The 18,767-nt window shown below is 58.9% G+C and carries 14 protein-coding genes; 6 read left to right on the forward strand and 8 right to left on the reverse strand.

Annotated elements, in window-relative coordinates:
* Window positions 1–18: 18 nt before the first annotated feature.
* On the forward strand, window positions 19–1,782 hold the full coding sequence (locus BVK86_RS14315; protein ID WP_075947042.1) for a cation:proton antiporter: 1,764 nt from the start codon (window positions 19–21) through the stop codon (window positions 1,780–1,782).
* A 21-nt stretch (window positions 1,783–1,803) separates the two neighbouring features.
* On the opposite strand, the gene BVK86_RS14320 is transcribed toward BVK86_RS14315, so the two are convergent.
* The 3 genes from BVK86_RS14320 to uvrD all read right to left on the reverse strand — a co-directional run bounded on the left by BVK86_RS14320 (window position 1,804) and on the right by uvrD (window position 5,695).
* A complete protein-coding gene (locus BVK86_RS14320; RefSeq protein WP_075947043.1) occupies window positions 1,804–2,211 on the reverse strand; it encodes an SMI1/KNR4 family protein in 408 nt (135 codons plus the stop codon).
* 138 nt (window positions 2,212–2,349) lie between these two features.
* Window positions 2,350–3,228, reverse strand: a complete 879-nt coding sequence (locus BVK86_RS14325) for a Tim44 domain-containing protein (protein ID WP_075947044.1) — start codon at window positions 3,226–3,228, stop codon at window positions 2,350–2,352.
* Between the two features lie 283 nt (window positions 3,229–3,511).
* Window positions 3,512–5,695 (reverse strand): DNA helicase II, encoded by a 2,184-nt coding sequence (gene uvrD, locus BVK86_RS14335; RefSeq protein WP_075947046.1) that lies wholly within the window; start codon window positions 5,693–5,695, stop codon window positions 3,512–3,514.
* 258 nt (window positions 5,696–5,953) lie between these two features.
* On the opposite strand from uvrD, the gene BVK86_RS14340 reads away from it, so the two are divergent.
* Window positions 5,954–8,824: an EAL domain-containing protein gene (locus BVK86_RS14340; RefSeq protein ID WP_075947047.1), complete on the forward strand. Its 2,871-nt coding sequence runs from the start codon at window positions 5,954–5,956 to the stop codon at window positions 8,822–8,824.
* Between the two features lie 70 nt (window positions 8,825–8,894).
* Here BVK86_RS14340 and BVK86_RS14345 read toward each other — a convergent pair whose 3' ends face one another.
* The gene (locus BVK86_RS14345) at window positions 8,895–9,209 is read right to left on the reverse strand and encodes a hypothetical protein (RefSeq protein WP_075947048.1); all 315 of its coding nucleotides are present in this window, start codon (window positions 9,207–9,209) and stop codon (window positions 8,895–8,897) included.
* Window positions 9,210–9,549: 340 nt separating this feature from the next.
* On the opposite strand from BVK86_RS14345, the gene hexR reads away from it, so the two are divergent.
* Together hexR and BVK86_RS14355 are read left to right on the forward strand one after the other, a co-directional pair.
* Window positions 9,550–10,416: a transcriptional regulator HexR gene (gene hexR, locus BVK86_RS14350; RefSeq protein ID WP_007954250.1), complete on the forward strand. Its 867-nt coding sequence runs from the start codon at window positions 9,550–9,552 to the stop codon at window positions 10,414–10,416.
* 161 nt (window positions 10,417–10,577) lie between these two features.
* Complete coding sequence (locus BVK86_RS14355; RefSeq protein ID WP_075947049.1) at window positions 10,578–10,790, forward strand: PA3496 family putative envelope integrity protein; 213 nt, start codon at window positions 10,578–10,580, stop codon at window positions 10,788–10,790.
* Here the strand turns inward: BVK86_RS14355 and BVK86_RS14360 are convergent.
* Window positions 10,732–11,694, reverse strand: coding sequence for a LysR family transcriptional regulator (locus tag BVK86_RS14360; protein WP_075947050.1), 963 nt, complete (start codon window positions 11,692–11,694; stop codon window positions 10,732–10,734). The two genes, BVK86_RS14355 and BVK86_RS14360, sit on opposite strands and share 59 nt — an antisense overlap.
* Window positions 11,695–11,884: 190 nt before the next feature.
* Here BVK86_RS14360 and BVK86_RS14365 point away from each other — a divergent pair, with 190 nt between their 5' ends.
* Window positions 11,885–13,300, forward strand: coding sequence for an acetyl-CoA carboxylase biotin carboxylase subunit (locus BVK86_RS14365; RefSeq protein ID WP_056854322.1), 1,416 nt, complete (start codon window positions 11,885–11,887; stop codon window positions 13,298–13,300).
* 11 nt (window positions 13,301–13,311) lie between these two features.
* Window positions 13,312–15,120 carry a sodium-extruding oxaloacetate decarboxylase subunit alpha gene (oadA, locus tag BVK86_RS14370; RefSeq protein ID WP_075947051.1) on the forward strand — a complete coding sequence of 603 codons (1,809 nt, stop codon included), beginning with the start codon at window positions 13,312–13,314 and terminating at the stop codon, window positions 15,118–15,120.
* Window positions 15,121–15,330: 210 nt separating this feature from the next.
* Here oadA and BVK86_RS14375 read toward each other — a convergent pair whose 3' ends face one another.
* The 3 genes from BVK86_RS14375 to BVK86_RS14385 form a co-directional block, all read right to left on the reverse strand.
* Entirely contained in the window at window positions 15,331–17,361 is a 2,031-nt protein-coding gene (locus tag BVK86_RS14375; RefSeq protein ID WP_075947052.1) for an autotransporter outer membrane beta-barrel domain-containing protein, read from the reverse strand.
* Between the two features lie 262 nt (window positions 17,362–17,623).
* Window positions 17,624–18,295, reverse strand: a complete 672-nt coding sequence (locus tag BVK86_RS14380) for a GNAT family N-acetyltransferase (RefSeq protein WP_075947053.1) — start codon at window positions 18,293–18,295, stop codon at window positions 17,624–17,626.
* 17 nt (window positions 18,296–18,312) lie between these two features.
* Window positions 18,313–18,759 carry a GNAT family N-acetyltransferase gene (locus BVK86_RS14385; protein ID WP_075947054.1) on the reverse strand — a complete coding sequence of 149 codons (447 nt, stop codon included), beginning with the start codon at window positions 18,757–18,759 and terminating at the stop codon, window positions 18,313–18,315.
* Window positions 18,760–18,767: the final 8 nt, after the last annotated feature.

Below are 18,767 nucleotides of genomic sequence, written 5' to 3' on the forward strand. Positions count from 1 at the left end.
ACCAAGGAGCCTCACATCATGCATGCCATCAGTTTTATTCAGGACCTGGCAGTGATCATGTTGGTCGCAGGTGTGGTGACCGTTCTTTTCCATCGCTTCAAACAGCCCGTGGTGCTGGGCTACATCGTTGCCGGTTTCATTATTGGCCCGCACACCCCGCCATTCGGCCTGATCCATGACGAAGAAACCATCAAAACCCTGGCGGAGCTCGGGGTGATTTTTCTGATGTTCTGTCTGGGGCTGGAATTCAGCCTGCGCAAACTGTTCAAGGTCGGTGCCACGGCGTTTATCGCGGCATTCCTGGAAATCGTGCTGATGATCTGGATCGGCTACGAAATTGGCCGCTGGTTTGACTGGAACACCATGGATTCGCTGTTTTTGGGTGCGATTCTGGCGATCTCCTCGACCACGATCATCGTCAAGGCCCTCAACGACCTGAAGATGAAGAACGAGCGCTTCGCGCAGCTGATCTTTGGTGTACTGATCGTTGAAGACATTCTCGGGATCGGCATCATCGCGTTGCTGTCGAGCATCGCCGTCAGTGGCACGGTCAGTTCAGGCGAAGTGTTTTCCACGGTCGGCAAGCTGTCGCTGTTCATGATCGTCGCACTGGTGATCGGCATCTTGCTGGTGCCGCGATTGCTGTCATATGTGGCGAAATTCGAAAGCAACGAAATGCTGTTGATCACGGTGCTGGGCCTGTGTTTCGGCTTCTGCCTGCTGGTGGTCAAGCTCGAATACAGCATGGTGCTCGGCGCATTCCTGATCGGCGCAATCATGGCCGAATCCCGGCAGTTGCTGAAAATCGAGCGCTTGATCGAGCCGGTTCGTGATTTGTTCAGCGCGATTTTCTTCGTCGCCATCGGGCTGATGCTCGACCCGATGATCCTGCTGCAGTACGCCTGGCCGATTGCGGTCATCACCGTGGCGGTGGTGCTCGGCAAGATGTTGTCCTGCGGGCTCGGTGCGTTTATCGCCGGCAATGATGGACGGACCTCACTGCGCGTCGGGATGGGTCTTTCTCAGATTGGCGAATTTTCTTTCATCATCGCTGCGCTGGGCATGACCCTGCAGGTCACCAGTAACTTTCTTTATCCGGTGGCAGTGGCGGTGTCGGTGATCACCACGCTGCTAACGCCTTATCTGATTCGTGCCGCCGACCCGCTGTCGATCAAGTTGGCTGCAGTGATGCCACAGAGGCTGGGGCGCGTGCTGGGCATGTATGGTGAATGGCTGCGCAGCATCCAGCCGCAGGGCCAGGGCGCGTTGCTGGCGTCGATGATCCGGAGGATTTTGCTGCAAGTGGGGGTCAATCTGGCGTTGGTGATCGCGATTTTCTTCGCGGGCGCTTACTTTGCCGAACGCATTTCCGCGTATCTGCAGGATTGGATCAGCGATCCGAGCTGGCAGAAGGCTTTGATTTGGGGCGGGGCGCTGCTGGTGTCGCTGCCATTCCTGATAGCCGCGTATCGCAAGCTCAAGGCGCTGTCGATGCTGCTGGCGGAGATGGGTGTGAAGCCAGAGATGGCGGGGCGCCACACGCAGCGAGTGCGCCGGGTGATCGCCGAAGTGATCCCGATTCTCTCGCTGCTGGTGATTTTCCTGCTATTGGCAGCCTTGTCGGCCAGTATTCTGCCGACCAACAAGTTGCTGGTGCTGATCGCCGTGGTCGCGGCCGCCGTGGCGGCGCTGCTGTGGCGCTGGTTCATCCGCGTCCACACCCGGATGCAGGTGGCGTTGCTCGATACCCTGGACAACCACAAGGATTCGCCAGGGCATTGACCCGCAGGGGCGTCAGTTGACTCAGCTTTCCAGCCAGACGTCCCGCGCCCAGTGCCATACCGATTCCCAGGTTTCTTCCGTCACCAGTTCTTCTTCGGCGGACCACAGCACCACGGTGCCGTCTTCTTCGACGCAGTAGTAGTCGTCGCCGTCCTGGCAGATGGGGATCAGGCTGCGATCGACGCCGACATCCCAGGCGTTGGCGGCAACGTCCGGCAGGTAGGTGTGCGATTGCGGGTCGGTGACGGTCACCGGCTCCAGGCCGCCGTAGACCACGTCGCTGACGGTCAGCAGAAATTCTTTGAAAACAAACGGGATGTCGATGAACAGTTGTTCTTCGATTTCCACCAGCAGGTCTTCGTCAGGCAATTCCAAGGGGACCGGTACCGGTTCGTTGGCTTCACGCAGTTGTTCGATGATTTCTTCCACGTCCGGGATCCTCTTGCTTGTATGGCGCGGTTTATATGGGGCGGTTTATACAGTAGCTCGCTATAGATGCAACCGTGAAATAGAAAACCCCGGCCGAGGCCGGGGTTTTTGTTGCCGCAAGTGAAGCGCGGAGGGTAATCAGCCGTTCTGGCGGATACCTGCTACCAGCCAAGGCTGGTTTTCGCCCTGCGGACGTTCCATGTTCCAGCTTTCGCTGAACACTTCGCCCTGGTCGAAACGCGAGGTTTTCGACACGCCGCTGAAGGTCAGGGTGGCGATGGTCTTGTCGGCGCGATCATCCACACCGTCCAGTTGTACATTGAGGTTATCAATGTAGGTCGACTGGAAGCCGTCGCCCAGGTCGGCACGTTCGCGCTTGAGGAACTCCAGCATTTGCGGGGTGACGAACTCGGCGATCTTGTCCATTTCATTCGCGTCCCAGTGCTGCTGCAGGGACTGGAAGTGGTTGCGCGCCGCTTCAATGAAGTTACGTTCGTTGAACCAGGCTGGCGCATTGATCACCGGACGAGCGGCGACAGGGGCTGCCGAACCACCGAAGATCGAACCGCCTGCAGGCTTCTGTTCGAATGCTTCACGCTGCATCGGCGCGTGGCCAGCCGGCGCGAATTGCTCCTGCTGCTTGCGGCGACGGGCGGCGATGAAACGGAAGACCAGGAACGCGATGACCGCCATGATCAGGATGTCGAAGATCTGCATGCCCTGGAAGCCGTCGCCCATGAACATGGACGCCAGCAGGCCACCGGCGGCGATGCCCGCCAATGGGCCGAGCCAGCGCGAAGCACCGCCGGCCTTGGCAGCGGCGCCAGCGGCACCGGCAGCACCAGCGGTCGCCGCAGCGCCGCCCATGCCTGGAGAAGAAGGAGCCATCTGGCTGGTCTGGTGTGTCGGCGCAGCGCCTGCGCTTTTGCCACCACCGAAGCGCTTGGCGGCATTGACGTCGAGACTCATCGTCAGGCCGATGCACAACGCCATGGCGATGCTAAGAAAACGTTTCATAGAGGGAATTCCCATTTGTGGAAGGCACGCGCGCCATGTTGCACAGCTGAAGTGTTACTGGCTAGCGGCAGAGTGTTTCGGGCTTTTGCCTGACAGGTCGGGTTCAGCTTCAATCAGGGCAATAAGGCCTGTTAACTTTGGTCTGTAGGAGGAGTGGATAAGTTCTGTAGGAAAGACGCAGAACATGTGTGCGAGCCTGCTCGCGATCACGGACTCACAGGTCAAAAGTAACATCGACCGATGTACCGCTATCGCCAGCAGGCTGGCTCCTGGAGAAAGCGCTTTAAATCGCTTCCAGCTTGGCATACCCCAGCATCAGCCACTTGCTGCCTTCGCTGAAATTCACCTGGACCCGCGCCTGTGCGCCAGCGCCTTCGAAGTTCAGGATCACGCCATCACCGAACACCGAATGCCGTACGGCCTGGCCGAGACTGAATTCGGTTTGTGGAATCTCGCTGCCGCTGAACAGGCTGCCGCCGCTCATCGACTGGTTGCCGCCAAACGGTCGACTGACGCTGTTGGAAAGCCGTACTTCCTGAATCAGGCCTTTCGGCACTTCGCGTACGAAGCGCGACACCTTGTTGTAGGTCTCGCTGCCGTACAGGCGTCGGGTTTCAGCGTAGGTCATTACCAGGTTTTGCATGGCGCGGGTGATGCCGACGTAAGCCAGGCGCCGTTCCTCCTCAAGACGGCCAGGTTCTTCCAGGCTCATCTTGTGCGGGAACAGGCCTTCTTCCATGCCCACCAGGAACACGTAAGGGAATTCCAGGCCCTTGGCACTGTGCAGTGTCATCAGTTGAATGCTGTCTTCGTGCTCGTCGGCCTGGGTATCACCGGCCTCCAGCGATGCGTGGCCGAGGAATGCCGCCAGAGGCGTCAGGTCCTCGTCTTCTTCGCTGTTTTCGAAGTTGCGCGCGGCGCTGACCAGTTCCTCAAGGTTTTCTACCCGGGCCTGGCCTTTCTCGCCTTTTTCCGCTTCATGGTAGGCAATCAACCCCGACTGCTCGATGACGGTCTGGGTCATCAGGTGCAGCGGCATCTCCATACACTTGGCGGCGAGGTTCTCGATCAGCTCGACAAATGCCCCTAATGCGCTGGCGGCGCGACCGGTCAGGCCTTTGTTGGCCACCAGTTGGCGCATCGCTTCCCACATCGACACATCGCTGTGACGCGCGTGCTCGCGGATGGCTTCAACGGTTTTTTCGCCGATGCCGCGAGCCGGTACGTTGATCACCCGCTCCAGCGCGGCATCGTTGCCACGGCCTTCAAGCAAACGCAGGTAGGCCATGGCGTTTTTGATTTCCGCACGTTCAAAGAAGCGCTGGCCACCGTAGATGCGGTACGGAATGCGCTCGCGCAGCAAAGCCTCTTCCAAAACCCGGGATTGGGCGTTGGAGCGGTACAGAATCGCGATATCGCTGCGGGCCAGGCCGGTTTTCAGCGCACTTTCGATGGTTTCGACAACATAGCGCGCTTCATCGTGTTCATTGAACGCGGCGTACAGGTTGATGGCTTCGCCGTCGCCGCCGTCGGTCCACAATTCCTTGCCCAAGCGGCCGGTGTTATTGGCGATCAAGGCGTTCGCGGCCTTCAGGATGCCGGCGGTGGAGCGGTAGTTTTGCTCCAGGCGGATGGTTTCGGCGTCCGGGAAGTCTTCGGAGTACTGGTAGATGTTCTCGATTTTCGCGCCACGCCAGCCGTAGATCGACTGGTCGTCATCGCCCACCACCATCAGGCTGTCGCCACCCTTGGCCAGCAGACGCAGCCAGGCGTACTGCACGGCGTTGGTATCCTGGAATTCGTCCACCAGGATGTGACGGAAGCGCTTCTGATAATGCGCCAGCAGGCCCGGGTGGTCGCGCCACAGGTCGAGGGCGCGCAGCAGCAGTTCGGAGAAGTCGATGACACCGGCACGCAGGCACGCCGCCTCATAGGCTTCATAGATGCTGCGCATGGTCGCCAGGAACAGGTCGCCGCTGGCTTGAATGTGTTGCGGGCGCAGACCTTCGTCTTTTTGCCCGTTGATGAACCATTGGGCCTGACGGGCCGGCCAGCGTTGTTCGTCCAGGCCGAGCTCGCGGATCACCCGCTTGACCAACCGTTGCTGGTCATCGCTGTCGAGAATCTGGAAAGTCTGGCTCAGGCCCGCTTCCTGCCAGTGGGCCCGCAGCAAGCGGTGCGCCAGGCCGTGGAAGGTGCCGACCCACATGCCGGCCGGGTTGATACCCATCAGTTGCTCGATGCGATGACGCATCTCGGCAGCGGCCTTATTGGTGAAGGTCACTGACAGAATGGAGTGGGGCGACGCGTTCTCGACCTGGATCAACCAGGCGATACGGTGCACCAGCACTCGGGTTTTACCGGAGCCAGCACCGGCCAGGACCAACTGACGACCCACGGGGGCTGCTACAGCCTGCCGTTGGGCATCGTTGAGGGAGTTCAGCAAAAGGGAGAGATCATCGCGCATCGGGGCATTCTAGGGGGCGGCGTCACACCGGGCAAACCCCGCTTTGCATTAGCCGATGAAAGAGGCGCGCGTGACGACCGGTCAGTCATTGTCTACAAGCGTTGGTGGCACTCGGCTGGCGGCGTTTGCACCGGGTCGGCTGGCCGATACTTTTGCCTGTTTTTTGACCCGCAGCTGTTTGGTCGGGGCACTTGCTTGTGTATGCTCCGTCGACGTTTCGGGCTCATGCTCATCATTATAAGAACAAGAACATTGCCTATGACCCTCAGCCTCGACCTGTCGGGCCCCGCTGCGCAGCCCCGGGTTATCCGTAAACAGTACGCCATGGAAATGGCGGTCGAACGCACGCGCCTGCTGTATCAGGGCTCTTTGCTGCCGACGCTGTTCATGTTGATCAATGGTCTGGTCTGCGCCGGTTTACTCTGGAGTCCACAACGCTACTTCCTGGTCACGGTCTGGCTGGTCTGGCTGCTGTCGCTTGTGGCATTGCGGGTGATTCAGGTCGCAGCCTTCGACTCGGCCATTCCCAATCGACAGGCCCACCCCGTTTGGCGACGTATGTTCTTGCTGGGCTCCGGCCTCACCGGCCTGACCCTGGCCGGTGCCGGTATTGCCCTGGTTCCCGCCGATAACTTCATTCAACAAGCCTGGGTCTTCGGACTAATCGGTGCTGCGGCACTTTCAGCGAGCGTGGCTTACGCCGTCAGTTTGCCTGCCTTTCTGTCATTTACCTTGCCCTGCCTGTTGCCGGCCATTGCCTATATGTTTTGGGGCGGTGACGAACAGCAGCAAGGGTGGGGCTGGTTCGGGCTGATTTTGCTCGGCGCACTGAGCGTGGTTGCCTGGCAGGTCAATCGATTGATCGATCGCGGCCTGATGCGGCGCTTTCAGAATCAGGCGCTGATCGAGCACTTGCAGCAGGCGCAAAGTTGCAGCGATCAGCTCAATCAGAAGCTGGCCACGGAAATCGAGCAGCGCCGGCGGGCCGAGGACGAATTGCGAGAAATCCAGATCGATCTGGAAAACCGCGTTGCCCAGCGTAGCCTGGAGCTGGACGCCGCCAATCAGGCGCTGAGCAAGAGTGAAGCGCGCCTGGCACTGGCATTGAAGGCCAGTGAGCTGGGGCTGTGGGACTGGAATCTGCAAACCGACGAAGTTCACCACACACAGATTCAGGAATTGTTCGGCCTGGAGCCGGAACAGGTGACGGGCATCCTGCGTCACCTCAAGCCGCGGCTGCACCCGGAGGATCTTCCCGCGCTGAAAAGAGCGCTGGTCGAGCATTTGAAAGGGCGAACCGAGGACTATCAGATCGAGTATCGCGTGCGGCACAGTGATGGTCACTGGGTCTGGATCGAGGACCGCGGGCGGGCGGTCGAGCGCGCCGAAAACGGCAGGGTGCTCCGCATGGTCGGCACCCGTCGCGACATCAGCGTCAGCAAAGGTCTGGAAGCACAGCGGCAATTGGCGGCGACAGTATTCGAAGCTGCCAGTGAAGGGATCGTGATTTTCGATCCGAATTACGCCCTGATCGCGATCAATCAGGCCTTCAGTCGAGTGACCGGCTATGACGTTGAAGACATGATCGGCCGCAATGTCGTTGAGTTGCCTTGCAGCCGTGATGCTCGTCGGCATTACGCGGCGATTCATCAGGCGCTGGAGCAGCATGGCACCTGGCAGGGCGAATTGGTGGAAACCCGCAAGAACGGCGAGATGTATCCGCAATGGCTGCAACTGAATGCGGTGCGCGATACCCGGGGAAATGTCAGCCATATCGTGGGCTTCTTCGCGGATCTCTCGGCTCGCCGGGAATCGGAAGAGCGCATGCGTTACCTGACCCATTACGACGAATTGACCGGCCTGGCCAACCGCTCGATGTTCCGCGAACGACTCAGCCAAGCGCATCAGCGAGTGCGCCAGGGCGGCTATCGCAGCCTGGCGTTGCTGCACATCAATCTGGATCGCTTCAAGCAGCTCAACGACAGCCTGGGGCATGAAATCGCCGACCAGCTGTTGCAGAAAATGGCTCGGCGGCTGGTGAATGCATTGCCGGAAGCCGACACCATCGCCCGCTTGTCCGGTGACGAGTTTGCGGTGCTGTTCAACTCTTACGGCAACCTGTCGAGCCTCGCGCGGGTTGCGACGCGTCTGGCGAGCAAGTTGCGGTTGCCGCTGACTATCGAAGGGCATGAGTTGGTGGTCAGTGCGTCGATGGGCATCAGCCTGTTGCCGGACAGCGCCCGGGAAATTTCGGCCTTGGTCAGCCAATCGAACATGGCCATGCAACACGCCAAGCATCTGGGGGGCAACAATTTCCAGTTCTATACCGATAGTTTGCAGGCCAGCACCCTGGAGCGCTTGCAACTGGAAAACCATCTGCGCAAGGCCGTCGAAGACAAACAGTTAAAAGTGTTTTACCAACCGAAACTGTGCCTTGCCACCGGCAAGTTAAATGCCGCCGAAGCGTTGGTACGTTGGGATCACCCGATCATGGGCCGGGTGCCACCGGGGGACTTCATCGGGTTGGCCGAGGAAACCGGGTTGATCGGACCGATTGGCGAGTTCGTGCTGCGCCAGGCCTGTTGGCAAGCCTGTGAGTGGCAGCGGCAGGGACTTGAAGCAATTCGGGTGTCGGTGAATCTGTCGGTGCATCAATTACGGCAGGGCAAGCTGGTCAGTCTGGTGCGCCAAGTGCTGGAAGAAACCGGTCTGGAGCCACGCTACCTTGAGCTGGAACTCACCGAAAGCCAGTTGCTCGATAGCGTCGAGCACATCATTGCAACATTCCAGCAGCTACGTGACTTGGGCGTGAAACTGGCGATTGACGACTTTGGTACCGGCTATTCCTCTCTGAGCTATCTCAAGCGGATTCCCGTGGACTACGTGAAGATTGATCAGGCGTTTATCCGTGGCTTGGGCGAGGGCAGCGAAGACGCGGCGATTACCCGGGCAATCATCGCCATGGCGCACGGCTTGTCGTTGAAGGTGGTGGCGGAAGGCGTCGAGCGGCGCGAACAGCTTGATTTCCTGAGAGCCGAGCGCTGCGATGAAGTGCAGGGTTATCTGATCAGCCGCCCGGTGGAGGCCGAAACCCTGGCCGGCTTGTTGCACGCGCAGATCGCTGATTGAGAAGAAGGCATCCCACGCCTCAGTAGCTGAGTCTGCGGGACGCCTGAATTGCCGGAAGCGATAGCAGCTCTTAGTGGGTAATCAGTACTTTATCAATGTGGTGCAGCAACTTGCCTTCGTAGAAAATACTGACGCCGGTCACATTGGAGTTACCCGGGAATTTGTATTCAACGAACTTGTCGGTTTCGACTTGCAGCGAAACTTCATTGGACGTTTCAAGTTTGAGTTCCAGGCGCAGGTCGAAGGACTTGTCTTGCAGCGCGCTCATTTCCAGCTTCGGTGTGATGCCGGTGCGGGCAACGGTTACGGTGCCGCAGGTACGGAACGAAAGGGCGCCTGGCATGCGATCGGTTTGTGCGGTCCAGTCTTTGCTTTTAATAATCATGGTCTGTAGCTCCTTTATTGGGTTTTGCTTCCTGCGGAAACTAATATAGCGAGCTAAAGTTTGTTTTGGTTGGGCTTTGTTATTTGGATTTGTAAGGTGGCAGGTGTCATTGTTAATTGAGTCTGTTGCGTTATTTCTTAGTCTTCATATAAGTAACTCAATGAACTTTTCACTTGAAAAACCTGTTCCGCGGACCCGCGCCATGAGTGCTACATGAGGTGCGGGCACCTGAAATCGAGGGATTCGGTAACGCATTGAGCGGGCAAAAAGCCGATTCATGTAGTATAACTACAAGCGTGCTACATCCCCGGCACCTGCCAATAACAAAGAGTCCAGCCCTTTGAATCTGCTGCAACACATCGCCCAGTCTCGCCACCTGTTACGCAAGTCGGAGCTCAAGGTCGCCGATCACGTGCTGCTTGACCCTGCGGCCGTGATGCACAGCTCCATGGCTGACCTGGCCCACAGTGTCGGCATCAGTGAGCCGACCATCGTGCGCTTTTGCCGTGCCATCGGCTGTTCCGGGTTCCAGGACCTGAAACTGAAGCTGGCCCAGAGCCTCGCCGCCGGTGCGAGTTTCGGACAGTTCGCGATCCATGAAGACGATTCGGTCGCCGACTACAGCCTGAAAATCTTCGACACGACCCTGCATACCTTGATGGAGGTTCGAGAGAAGCTCGATCCACTGGAGTTGCAGCGGGCGGTGACGCTGATGTCCCAGGCCCAGCGTGTCGAGTTCTACGGCTTCGGCGCATCGGGCGCGGTCGCGGCGGATGCGCAGCACAAGTTCTTCCGTCTGCTGCTGACCGCGGCGGCGTATTCCGATCCGCACATGCAAGCGATGTCGGCGGTGACGCTGAAGCCGACTGACGTGGCGATCTGCATTTCCCAGTCCGGGCGTTCCAAGGATCTGCTGATCACTGCCAATCTGGTTCGCGAGAGCGGGGCGTCGTTGATTACCCTGTGCCCGAGCCAGACTCCGTTGGCCGAGCTGTCGACCGTCAACCTGGCGATCGATGTGCACGAAGACACTGAGATCTATACGCCGCTGACCTCGCGTATCGCTCACCTGGTGGTGATCGATGTCTTGGCGATGGGCGTGGCCATGGCGCGCGGGCCGAGCCTGGTCAACCACCTCAAGAGCGTCAAGCGCAGCCTGCGCAGTCTGCGGTTGTCGCCCAAGTCGGTGAAAGCGCTGGACGATTGATACCGGTGTTCGCGGGGCGCTTTGTGGCGAGGGAGCAAGCTCCCTCGCCACAGGTGCAGCAGCGAGCCACAAACTTTCATCAGCCTGTAACTTCATGGCCGCCAAACCGTCATCCCTCGCGCCTATCTTGAAACTCCCGTACTCGCCTTGGGAGACTCGAAATGGCCCAGCCCTACGAAGAACGCAACAGCGCTGTCAAAACCCGTCGTCAGCAGGAAGATCAGCGCCGCATGGAGTTTCGCCGCGCCATTGAGGATCGCTGTGAGCGGCGCCAGCTTTTGGCCGAGATCGGCGATTTTCCTGAAGATCTGGAGCTCAACTACTGGCAGGCAGCACCGACCGTTTCCCGTCGAAGCGCTCAACAAGCGCGCTGATCTGCACCCGCTCGCTGCGCACAAACGCAAGGAAGGCGTGAGCCACCGGTGACAGGCGTTTTGCCTTGGCCTGTACCAGGCACCAGCTGCGGAACAGCGGCAACTCTTCTATTGGCAACTCAATCAGCCCACCGGTTGCCAACTCAAGGTTCAGGGCATGGCGCGTCAACAGCGCCACGCCCAGACCCGCCAGCACACACTCGCGTTGAGCTTCCGCTGAGGACACTTCCTGAGTCTGGTTGAAGTGCACGCGCTTCTCTTTGAAGTACTCTTCGCAGGCCATCCGCGTACCCGAACCGGGCTCGCGCAGTAGCAGGGTATAAGGCTCCAGGTCCTGCAAGCGCAATGGCCCCATGTGGCACAGCGGATGATTCGGTGGCGCCACGGCGACGATAGGATTGTTGAGGAATGGCAAGAACTCCAGGCCCATGTCCTGCGGCACCATGGACATGATGACCAAGTCATCACGGTTGTCCGAGAGGCGTCGAATCACTTGGCTGCGGTTGACCACCGTCAGCTGCAGGTTGACCTCCGGATGCTGGCGCTTGAACGCGGCAAACAGGTGCGGGACGAAGTACTTGGCGCTTGATTCCACCGCCAGTTTCAGCTGGCCCTGCAACGACCCTTGCATGTCCGATAGCTGCATATCGAGGTTTTCCAGGCGCCCGAAAATGTCCCGGCTGGCACGTTGCAGTGCTTCGGCCGCCTCGGTCATGTAGAGTTTTTTACCGACATAATCGAACAATGGCTGACCAATCAGCTCTTCGAGCTGACGAATCTGCAGGCTTACCGCCGGTTGTGTGAGCGACATTTCGTCGGCTGCGCGGCTATAGGACCTCAGATCGCACACTTCATTGAAAATTTGCAATTGACGCAATGTCATACGCATCAACGACTTACGCATTTTGTTCGCACTCTCGCCGCGGGCTGATGCATCAACTATAAGTCTTTACTTATGCATGACCCAATAATTATTCATTTTTGTTAATCCCTTGTGGGCGCTAGTGTGGAGCTGCGACCAAATTGAAACATTTGGTCACGCGTCGACCTGGTCTAGCAGGTCGTGGGTACCACCGGCTCAAGGGAACCTCCAAGTGATAAAAAAGATCCTGATCGCCAACCGTGGTGAGATTGCCGTACGAATCGTGCGTGCCTGCGCCGAGATGGGCATTCGCTCGGTCGCGATCTATTCCGACGCCGACCGTCATGCCTTGCATGTGAAGCGTGCGGACGAGGCCCACAGCATTGGTGCCGAGCCTCTGGCCGGTTACCTGAACCCGCGCAAGCTGGTGAACCTGGCGGTGGAAACCGGTTGCGATGCGCTGCACCCTGGCTACGGCTTCCTGTCGGAAAACGCCGAGCTGGCAGACATCTGCGCTGAACGCGGTATCAAATTCATCGGTCCATCGGCGGAAGTGATTCGCCGCATGGGCGACAAGACCGAAGCCCGCCGCAGCATGATCAAGGCTGGCGTGCCGGTGACTCCAGGCACCGAAGGCAATGTGTCGGGGATCGAAGAGGCCCTGACCGAGGGTGACCGTATCGGTTACCCGGTCATGCTCAAGGCCACCTCCGGTGGTGGCGGCCGCGGCATTCGGCGCTGCAACAGCCGCGAAGAGCTCGAGCAGGCTTTCCCACGGGTCATTTCCGAAGCCACCAAGGCGTTCGGTTCGGCGGAAGTGTTCCTGGAAAAATGCATCGTCAATCCGAAGCACATCGAAGCGCAGATTCTTGGCGACAGCTTTGGCAACGTGGTGCACCTGTTCGAGCGTGACTGCTCGATCCAGCGTCGTAACCAGAAGCTGATCGAAATCGCTCCGAGCCCGCAACTGACCCCGGAACAGCGCGCCTACATCGGCGACCTGTCGGTGCGCGCAGCCAAGGCCGTGGGTTACGAGAACGCCGGTACCGTGGAGTTCCTGCTCGCCGAGGGCGAGGTGTACTTCATGGAGATGAACACCCGGGTGCAAGTGGAACACACCATCACCGAAGAAATCACCGGCATCGACATCGTCCGCGAGCAGATCCGCATCGCTTCCGGCCTGCCGCTTTCGGTGAAACAGGAAGACATCCACCACCGTGGTTTCGCCCTGCAGTTCCGGATCAACGCCGAAGACCCGAAAAACAATTTCCTGCCGAGCTTCGGCAAGATCACCCGTTACTACGCACCCGGCGGTCCCGGCGTACGTACCGACACGGCGATCTACACCGGCTACACCATTCCGCCGTTCTACGACTCCATGTGCCTGAAACTGGTGGTGTGGGCGCTGACCTGGGAAGAAGCGATGGACCGTGGTTTGCGAGCCCTGGACGATATGCGTCTGCAAGGGGTCAAGACCACCGCCGCGTACTACCAGGAAATTCTGCGTAACCCGGAATTCCGTAGTGGCCAGTTCAACACCAGCTTCGTTGAAAGCCACCCTGAACTGACCAACTACTCGATCAAGCGCAAACCCGAAGAGCTGGCCCTGGCCATCGCCGCCGCCATCGCCGCCCACGCAGGCCTGTGAGGAATACTCCAATGACCAAGAAAATCCACGTTACCGACACAATCCTGCGCGACGCCCATCAATCGCTGCTCGCCACCCGCATGCGCACTGAAGACATGCTGCCGATCTGCGACAAGCTCGACAAAGTCGGCTACTGGTCGCTGGAATGCTGGGGCGGCGCGACCTTCGACGCCTGCGTACGTTTTCTGAAAGAAGATCCGTGGGAGCGTCTGCGCCAACTGCGTGCGGCGTTGCCTAACACTCGCCTGCAAATGCTCCTGCGTGGCCAGAACCTGCTGGGCTACCGTCACTACAGCGATGACGTGGTCAAAGCCTTCGTCGCCAAGGCGGCGGTCAACGGCATCGACGTGTTCCGCATCTTCGACGCGATGAACGACGTGCGTAACCTGCGCGTAGCCATCGAAGCGGTTAAAGCGGCGGGCAAACATGCCCAGGGCACCATCGCCTACACCACCAGCCCGGTGCACACCATTGACGCGTTCGTGGCGCAAGCCAAACAAATGGAAGCCATGGGTTGCGACTCGGTGGCGATCAAGGACATGGCCGGCCTGCTGACCCCGTACGCCACGGGCGAACTGGTTCGGGCATTGAAAGCCGAACAGTCGCTGCCTGTGTTCATTCACTCCCACGACACCGCTGGCCTGGCCACGATGTGCCAGCTCAAGGCCATCGAAAACGGCGCCGACCACATCGACACCGCGATCTCCAGTTTCGCCTCGGGCACCAGTCACCCAGGTACGGAATCGATGGTGGCTGCCCTCAAAGGCACCGAATTCGACACCGGCCTGAACCTGGAATTGCTGCAGGAGATCGGCTTGTACTTCTACGCCGTGCGCAAGAAGTACCACCAGTTCGAAAGCGAATTCACCGCCGTCGACACCCGCGTTCAAGTCAACCAGGTACCGGGCGGGATGATTTCCAACCTGGCCAACCAGTTGAAAGAGCAGGGCGCGCTGAACCGCATGGGCGAAGTGCTGGCAGAGATCCCGCGCGTTCGCGAAGACCTCGGCTTCCCGCCGCTGGTGACCCCGACCTCGCAGATCGTTGGCACCCAGGCGTTCTTCAACGTGCTCGCCGGCGAGCGTTACAAGACCATCACCAACGAAGTGAAGCTGTATCTGCAAGGAGGCTACGGCAAGGCGCCGGCACCGGTGAATGAACAACTGCGTCGCCAGGCCATTGGCAGCGAAGAAGTGATCGACGTGCGCCCGGCCGACCTGCTCAAGCCGGAAATGGCCAAGCTGCGCGCCGACATCGGTGCACTGGCCAAGTCCGAAGAAGACGTGCTGACCTTCGCCATGTTCCCGGACATTGGTCGCAAATTCCTCGAGGAGCGTGCCGCGGGCACCCTGACACCAGAAGTGCTGTTGCCGATTCCTGAGGCTGGCGGTGTTGCATCGGCCGGTGGCGAAGGCGTTCCGACCGAGTTCGTCATCGACGTCCACGGTGAAACCTATCGCGTCGACATCACCGGTGTCGGCGTCAAGGCTGAAGGCAAGCGTCACTTCTACCTGTCCATCGACGGCATGCCGGAAGAAGTGGTGTTCGAACCACTCAACGAATTCGTCGGTGGCGGCAGCAGCAAGCGCAAGCAAGCCACTGCACCGGGCCACGTCAGCACCACCATGCCGGGCAACATCGTTGATGTGCTGGTCAAGGAAGGCGACAGTGTCAAGGCTGGCCAGGCTGTGCTGATCACCGAAGCAATGAAGATGGAAACCGAAGTCCAGGCTGCCATCGCCGGTAAAGTCACCGCCATCCACGTGGCCAAGGGCGACCGCGTGAATCCGGGCGAAATCCTGATCGAGATCGAAGGCTGATTTAACAGCCTCGATACAACGCTTTAAACCTCGGGGGGGCATGTGCTCCCCTTTTTTTTCGCCTGAAAATCCGCTCCGGATTGCATCACCTACCCTGTCGGAGCAAACCTGCTCGCGATGACGGAGTGTCAGTTGATACCCATGTTGCAAGACACACCGCAATCGCTAGCAGGCTAGCTCCCACAGGGTTTGTCTAGCGTCAGTGACTGATCAGAACGCCATTCGCCATTGTCCCGTCACGCCGTAATGGCGGCCATCACTGCCAGCTTCGCCATTGAGGCTGACGCCCAGGGTGTTATTGGCGGATACCCGAAGGTCCAGCCCGGCATCGAGTGTCAGGATGTTTTGGTCCAGCGGCGCCCCGTAAACAGTGTAATCGCTACCGCCCGTTACCAGTCGCTGGCGGGTGTAGCTGTAGAGTTCGCCGTAGGTGTGCTTCCAGCCGGCGCTGAAGCGCGGCGTCAGCTGCATGCCGTTATCCAGTCCGTTGATCTGTGCCAGACGCAGCCCGAGCGTGCTGGTCAGGTTCTCGTCGCTTTGCCCGTGGACTTTCAGCGCCGCCGCGCCACCCTTTTCCGGGAAACTGTCGCGCTGGTAGCGTTGGTAGCCGACGCTGGCGAACGGTTCGACGCTGACGTTGCCGCGCCCGACGTTGTAGCCTAGTTCGGCGAAAGCCTGCTGGGTGGTGGCGTCGTAACGAGCTTTGGGACGGTCCCTGAAACCAGGGAAGTTGACGTCGCGTTTGTTGCTGCCGTCGTGCTTGCTGAAGGTCGCACCCAGCCGCAGCGCCACCGGGCCGCTTTGACGCAGGGCATAGGCACCCAGGTGCCAACTGTCGAGGTCGCCGTCAAGCTGACGGCTGTCCATGCGCGTGGAGGATTGGCCGCCAATCATGCCCAGATGCCAATGCTCACCGAGGCCCCAGTCGGCGCCTAACACCAGACCTTCGGTGGAATATTTCAGGTCCTGAAAGTTACGATCAAGTTTCCCGCCATGCCCCAAGGCCTGTAGCCAGACCCGACCATTATCTTTGTTGCCGGCCGCCAGGCGAGGCGCGTTGCTCTGATTGCCGACGTTGCCTGCGGTATCCAGTTGGCGCATGGCCGAGAGCATGCTGGTGCTCACAGGGGCAACACTGTTCAAAGTGGTTTTGGCGAGGTTGGCGTTGCTGTCGCCGGCCAGGATCTCGATGATCCACGGAGCGGTTTTGGTACTGGCGCCGAGAAGGGTGGTGACGGCAGCATTCGTCGATTGTCCTGTTGTGTCAGCTTCAGGTTCGACAATGGCCTTTGCGAAATTTTCGCTGTTTTTATTCATCGCGTTATTTTCAATCGGGACCTCATTGCGGGAGTAATGCAAAACGACGGTCTTTTCACGGGGTTCTGCCTCTGCTTTCATGTAGGCACGATCACTGGAGACATCGCCGAACTTGCCTTCAATCTTTTCGGCTTCAATGACGGTGTACTCACTGTTCAGCGGAAATTCACCCTCGGTCGTGACCACCATCAGGGTCGCGTTCCCGAGATGGGCAGTGCCATCGATCTTGATGGTTTCACTGGAACCATCCGGGTTGATCTCATAGGAAACGACCGCAGTTTTACTGAGGGTCATGTCGCCTTTTACCGTTGGCGCACCCTGCGCCCGGTTGACGAGCATGTGGCCCTGAACGTTCAAGGCACCTACGGTTCCGTTGCCACTGAAGGTCGCTTTTTCGAAGATGTCGACGTGGCCGTCGATGCTTCCCGTATTTCTGAGGGCACCGTGCACCCATGCATCGCCTTTGATGTGACCTTCATTGTTGAGCATTGTTTTTGAGCGAACCAGTGCACCTTTGCTGAAATCGCCGGAACCGGTCAGCGTCCATTCTCCCTTCTTCACATCGAGCTGTTGAAACTGGCGACTTTCGCCCAGCGTTCCACCTTTTGCAGCATCGAGTTGTATGCCGTTCACGCCAGCACCACCCTCCAGCATCCCGGCGTAAGTCTCGTGAGTGAGGACCTTTACCAAATCGTCTTTTTCGGTAAGCAATAGCTCACCCCAGTTCTGTGTCTTTTTGACGTTATGGGGCGTTGCTGTTTTGTTGAACGCATCGAATTCTTTTATCAGCTCCTGCGACGTTTTTTTCGTTGGAAGAACTTGTTCATCCAACGGTTCTTGAGCCTGCGCAAATTCAGCGCAACCCAAGGCAAGTGCTATCGCCAAAGCAAGATGTTGTGGTCGGTATCTGTGATGTGCGGGCATCGAGTCGGACCTCTTTTCAGATGAGTCCAGACTCTAAAAGGGCTGCTGCGAGCGCGATGTCAGGCGCGTCTGGCGACGTTGCAGGGAGTGTCGTCGGGTGATGCGGAATAAAATACAGCCGCACCAAGACGGCTGTATTTATCGGTTTCGGGCAGACGCTTTTTCTTACACCAGAATCGGACGTTTGCGGCTAGGCACCATCAGAAACTCATCTGCCACTGCCCGATCAACCCATGATTGCGGCTGTTTGCATTTGATGCTTTCAGCTGCGGCACTCGGCAAGCGATTTCCGCTGCCCGGAACCCGTCTGATTTTCATCGCTCAACCATTGCTCAAACCCCGCCCCAATCGCCGGCCATTCCGAGTCGAGGATCGAGTACCACGCGGTGTCACGGTTGTGGCCCTTGACGACCATGTGTTGACGAAACATCCCTTCGAAACTGAAGCCCAAGCGTTCGGCCGCGTATTTGGAGCGGGCGTTGCCGTTGTTGCACTTCCACTCCAGGCGACGGTAGCCCAAGGCGAACGCTTCCTTGGCCAACAGGTAAACGGCCTCGGTACTTTTCGGTGAGCGCTGCATCGGCGCGCCGAAGGTGACGTGGCCGATTTCGATGCGGCCCTGAGACGGGACGATCGACATCAAGCTGAGGATGCCTTGCACTTCACCGCTGGCACGGTCGATCACGCTGAAAAAGTACGGGTCGCTGTTGGCCGCGTGGTTATTCAGCCAGTCGTTGAAAGCACTGCGCTCGGGGAAGGGACCGTAAGGCAGATAGTCCCAGAGTTTCGGGTCGGCACCGGGGCCTTGCAGGGCGTTGAACAGATCGTCGCCGTGGCGCGCCGGGTCGAGTTTTTCCAAGCGGATGAAGCGCCCTTCGATGAGTTGGACCGAAGGCGCCGGGACGCCTTTCCAATCTGCGAGTGAAGTCGACATGCTGTTCTCCTTGAACCTTAAATGGCTTTGCGAAACTGGATGAAACCGGGACGTTCGGCGATGCGCTCGTAGAGCTGAATCGCGGTGGCGTTGGTTTCGTGGGTCAGCCAATGCACTTTGTTGCAACCGTCGGCCTTGGCCGTGGCGTAGACGAATTCGATCAACTGGCGGCCGATGCCGGTTCCACGTATTTCGGGCGTCACCAGCAAGTCTTGCAGGTAGCAGGCGTTTTCGATGGCCCAGTTCGAACGATGGTAGATGAAATGCACCATGCCCACCGCCTTGCCGTCGGCCCAGGCCAGTGCGGCGTGGGTCGGTTCGTTCGGGTCGAGCAGGCGTTGCCAGGTGCTCTGGCTGACGGCGTCCGGCAATTCGGTGTTGTAAAAGCGCAGGTAGGCTTGCCACAGCGGCAGCCAGGCCGCTTGATCACTGGCGGTGACTTGGCGAATGTCGATTTGACCCATGGTGATTT

Source organism: Pseudomonas reinekei, assembly GCF_001945365.1.
GTDB lineage: Bacteria > Pseudomonadota > Gammaproteobacteria > Pseudomonadales > Pseudomonadaceae > Aquipseudomonas > Aquipseudomonas reinekei.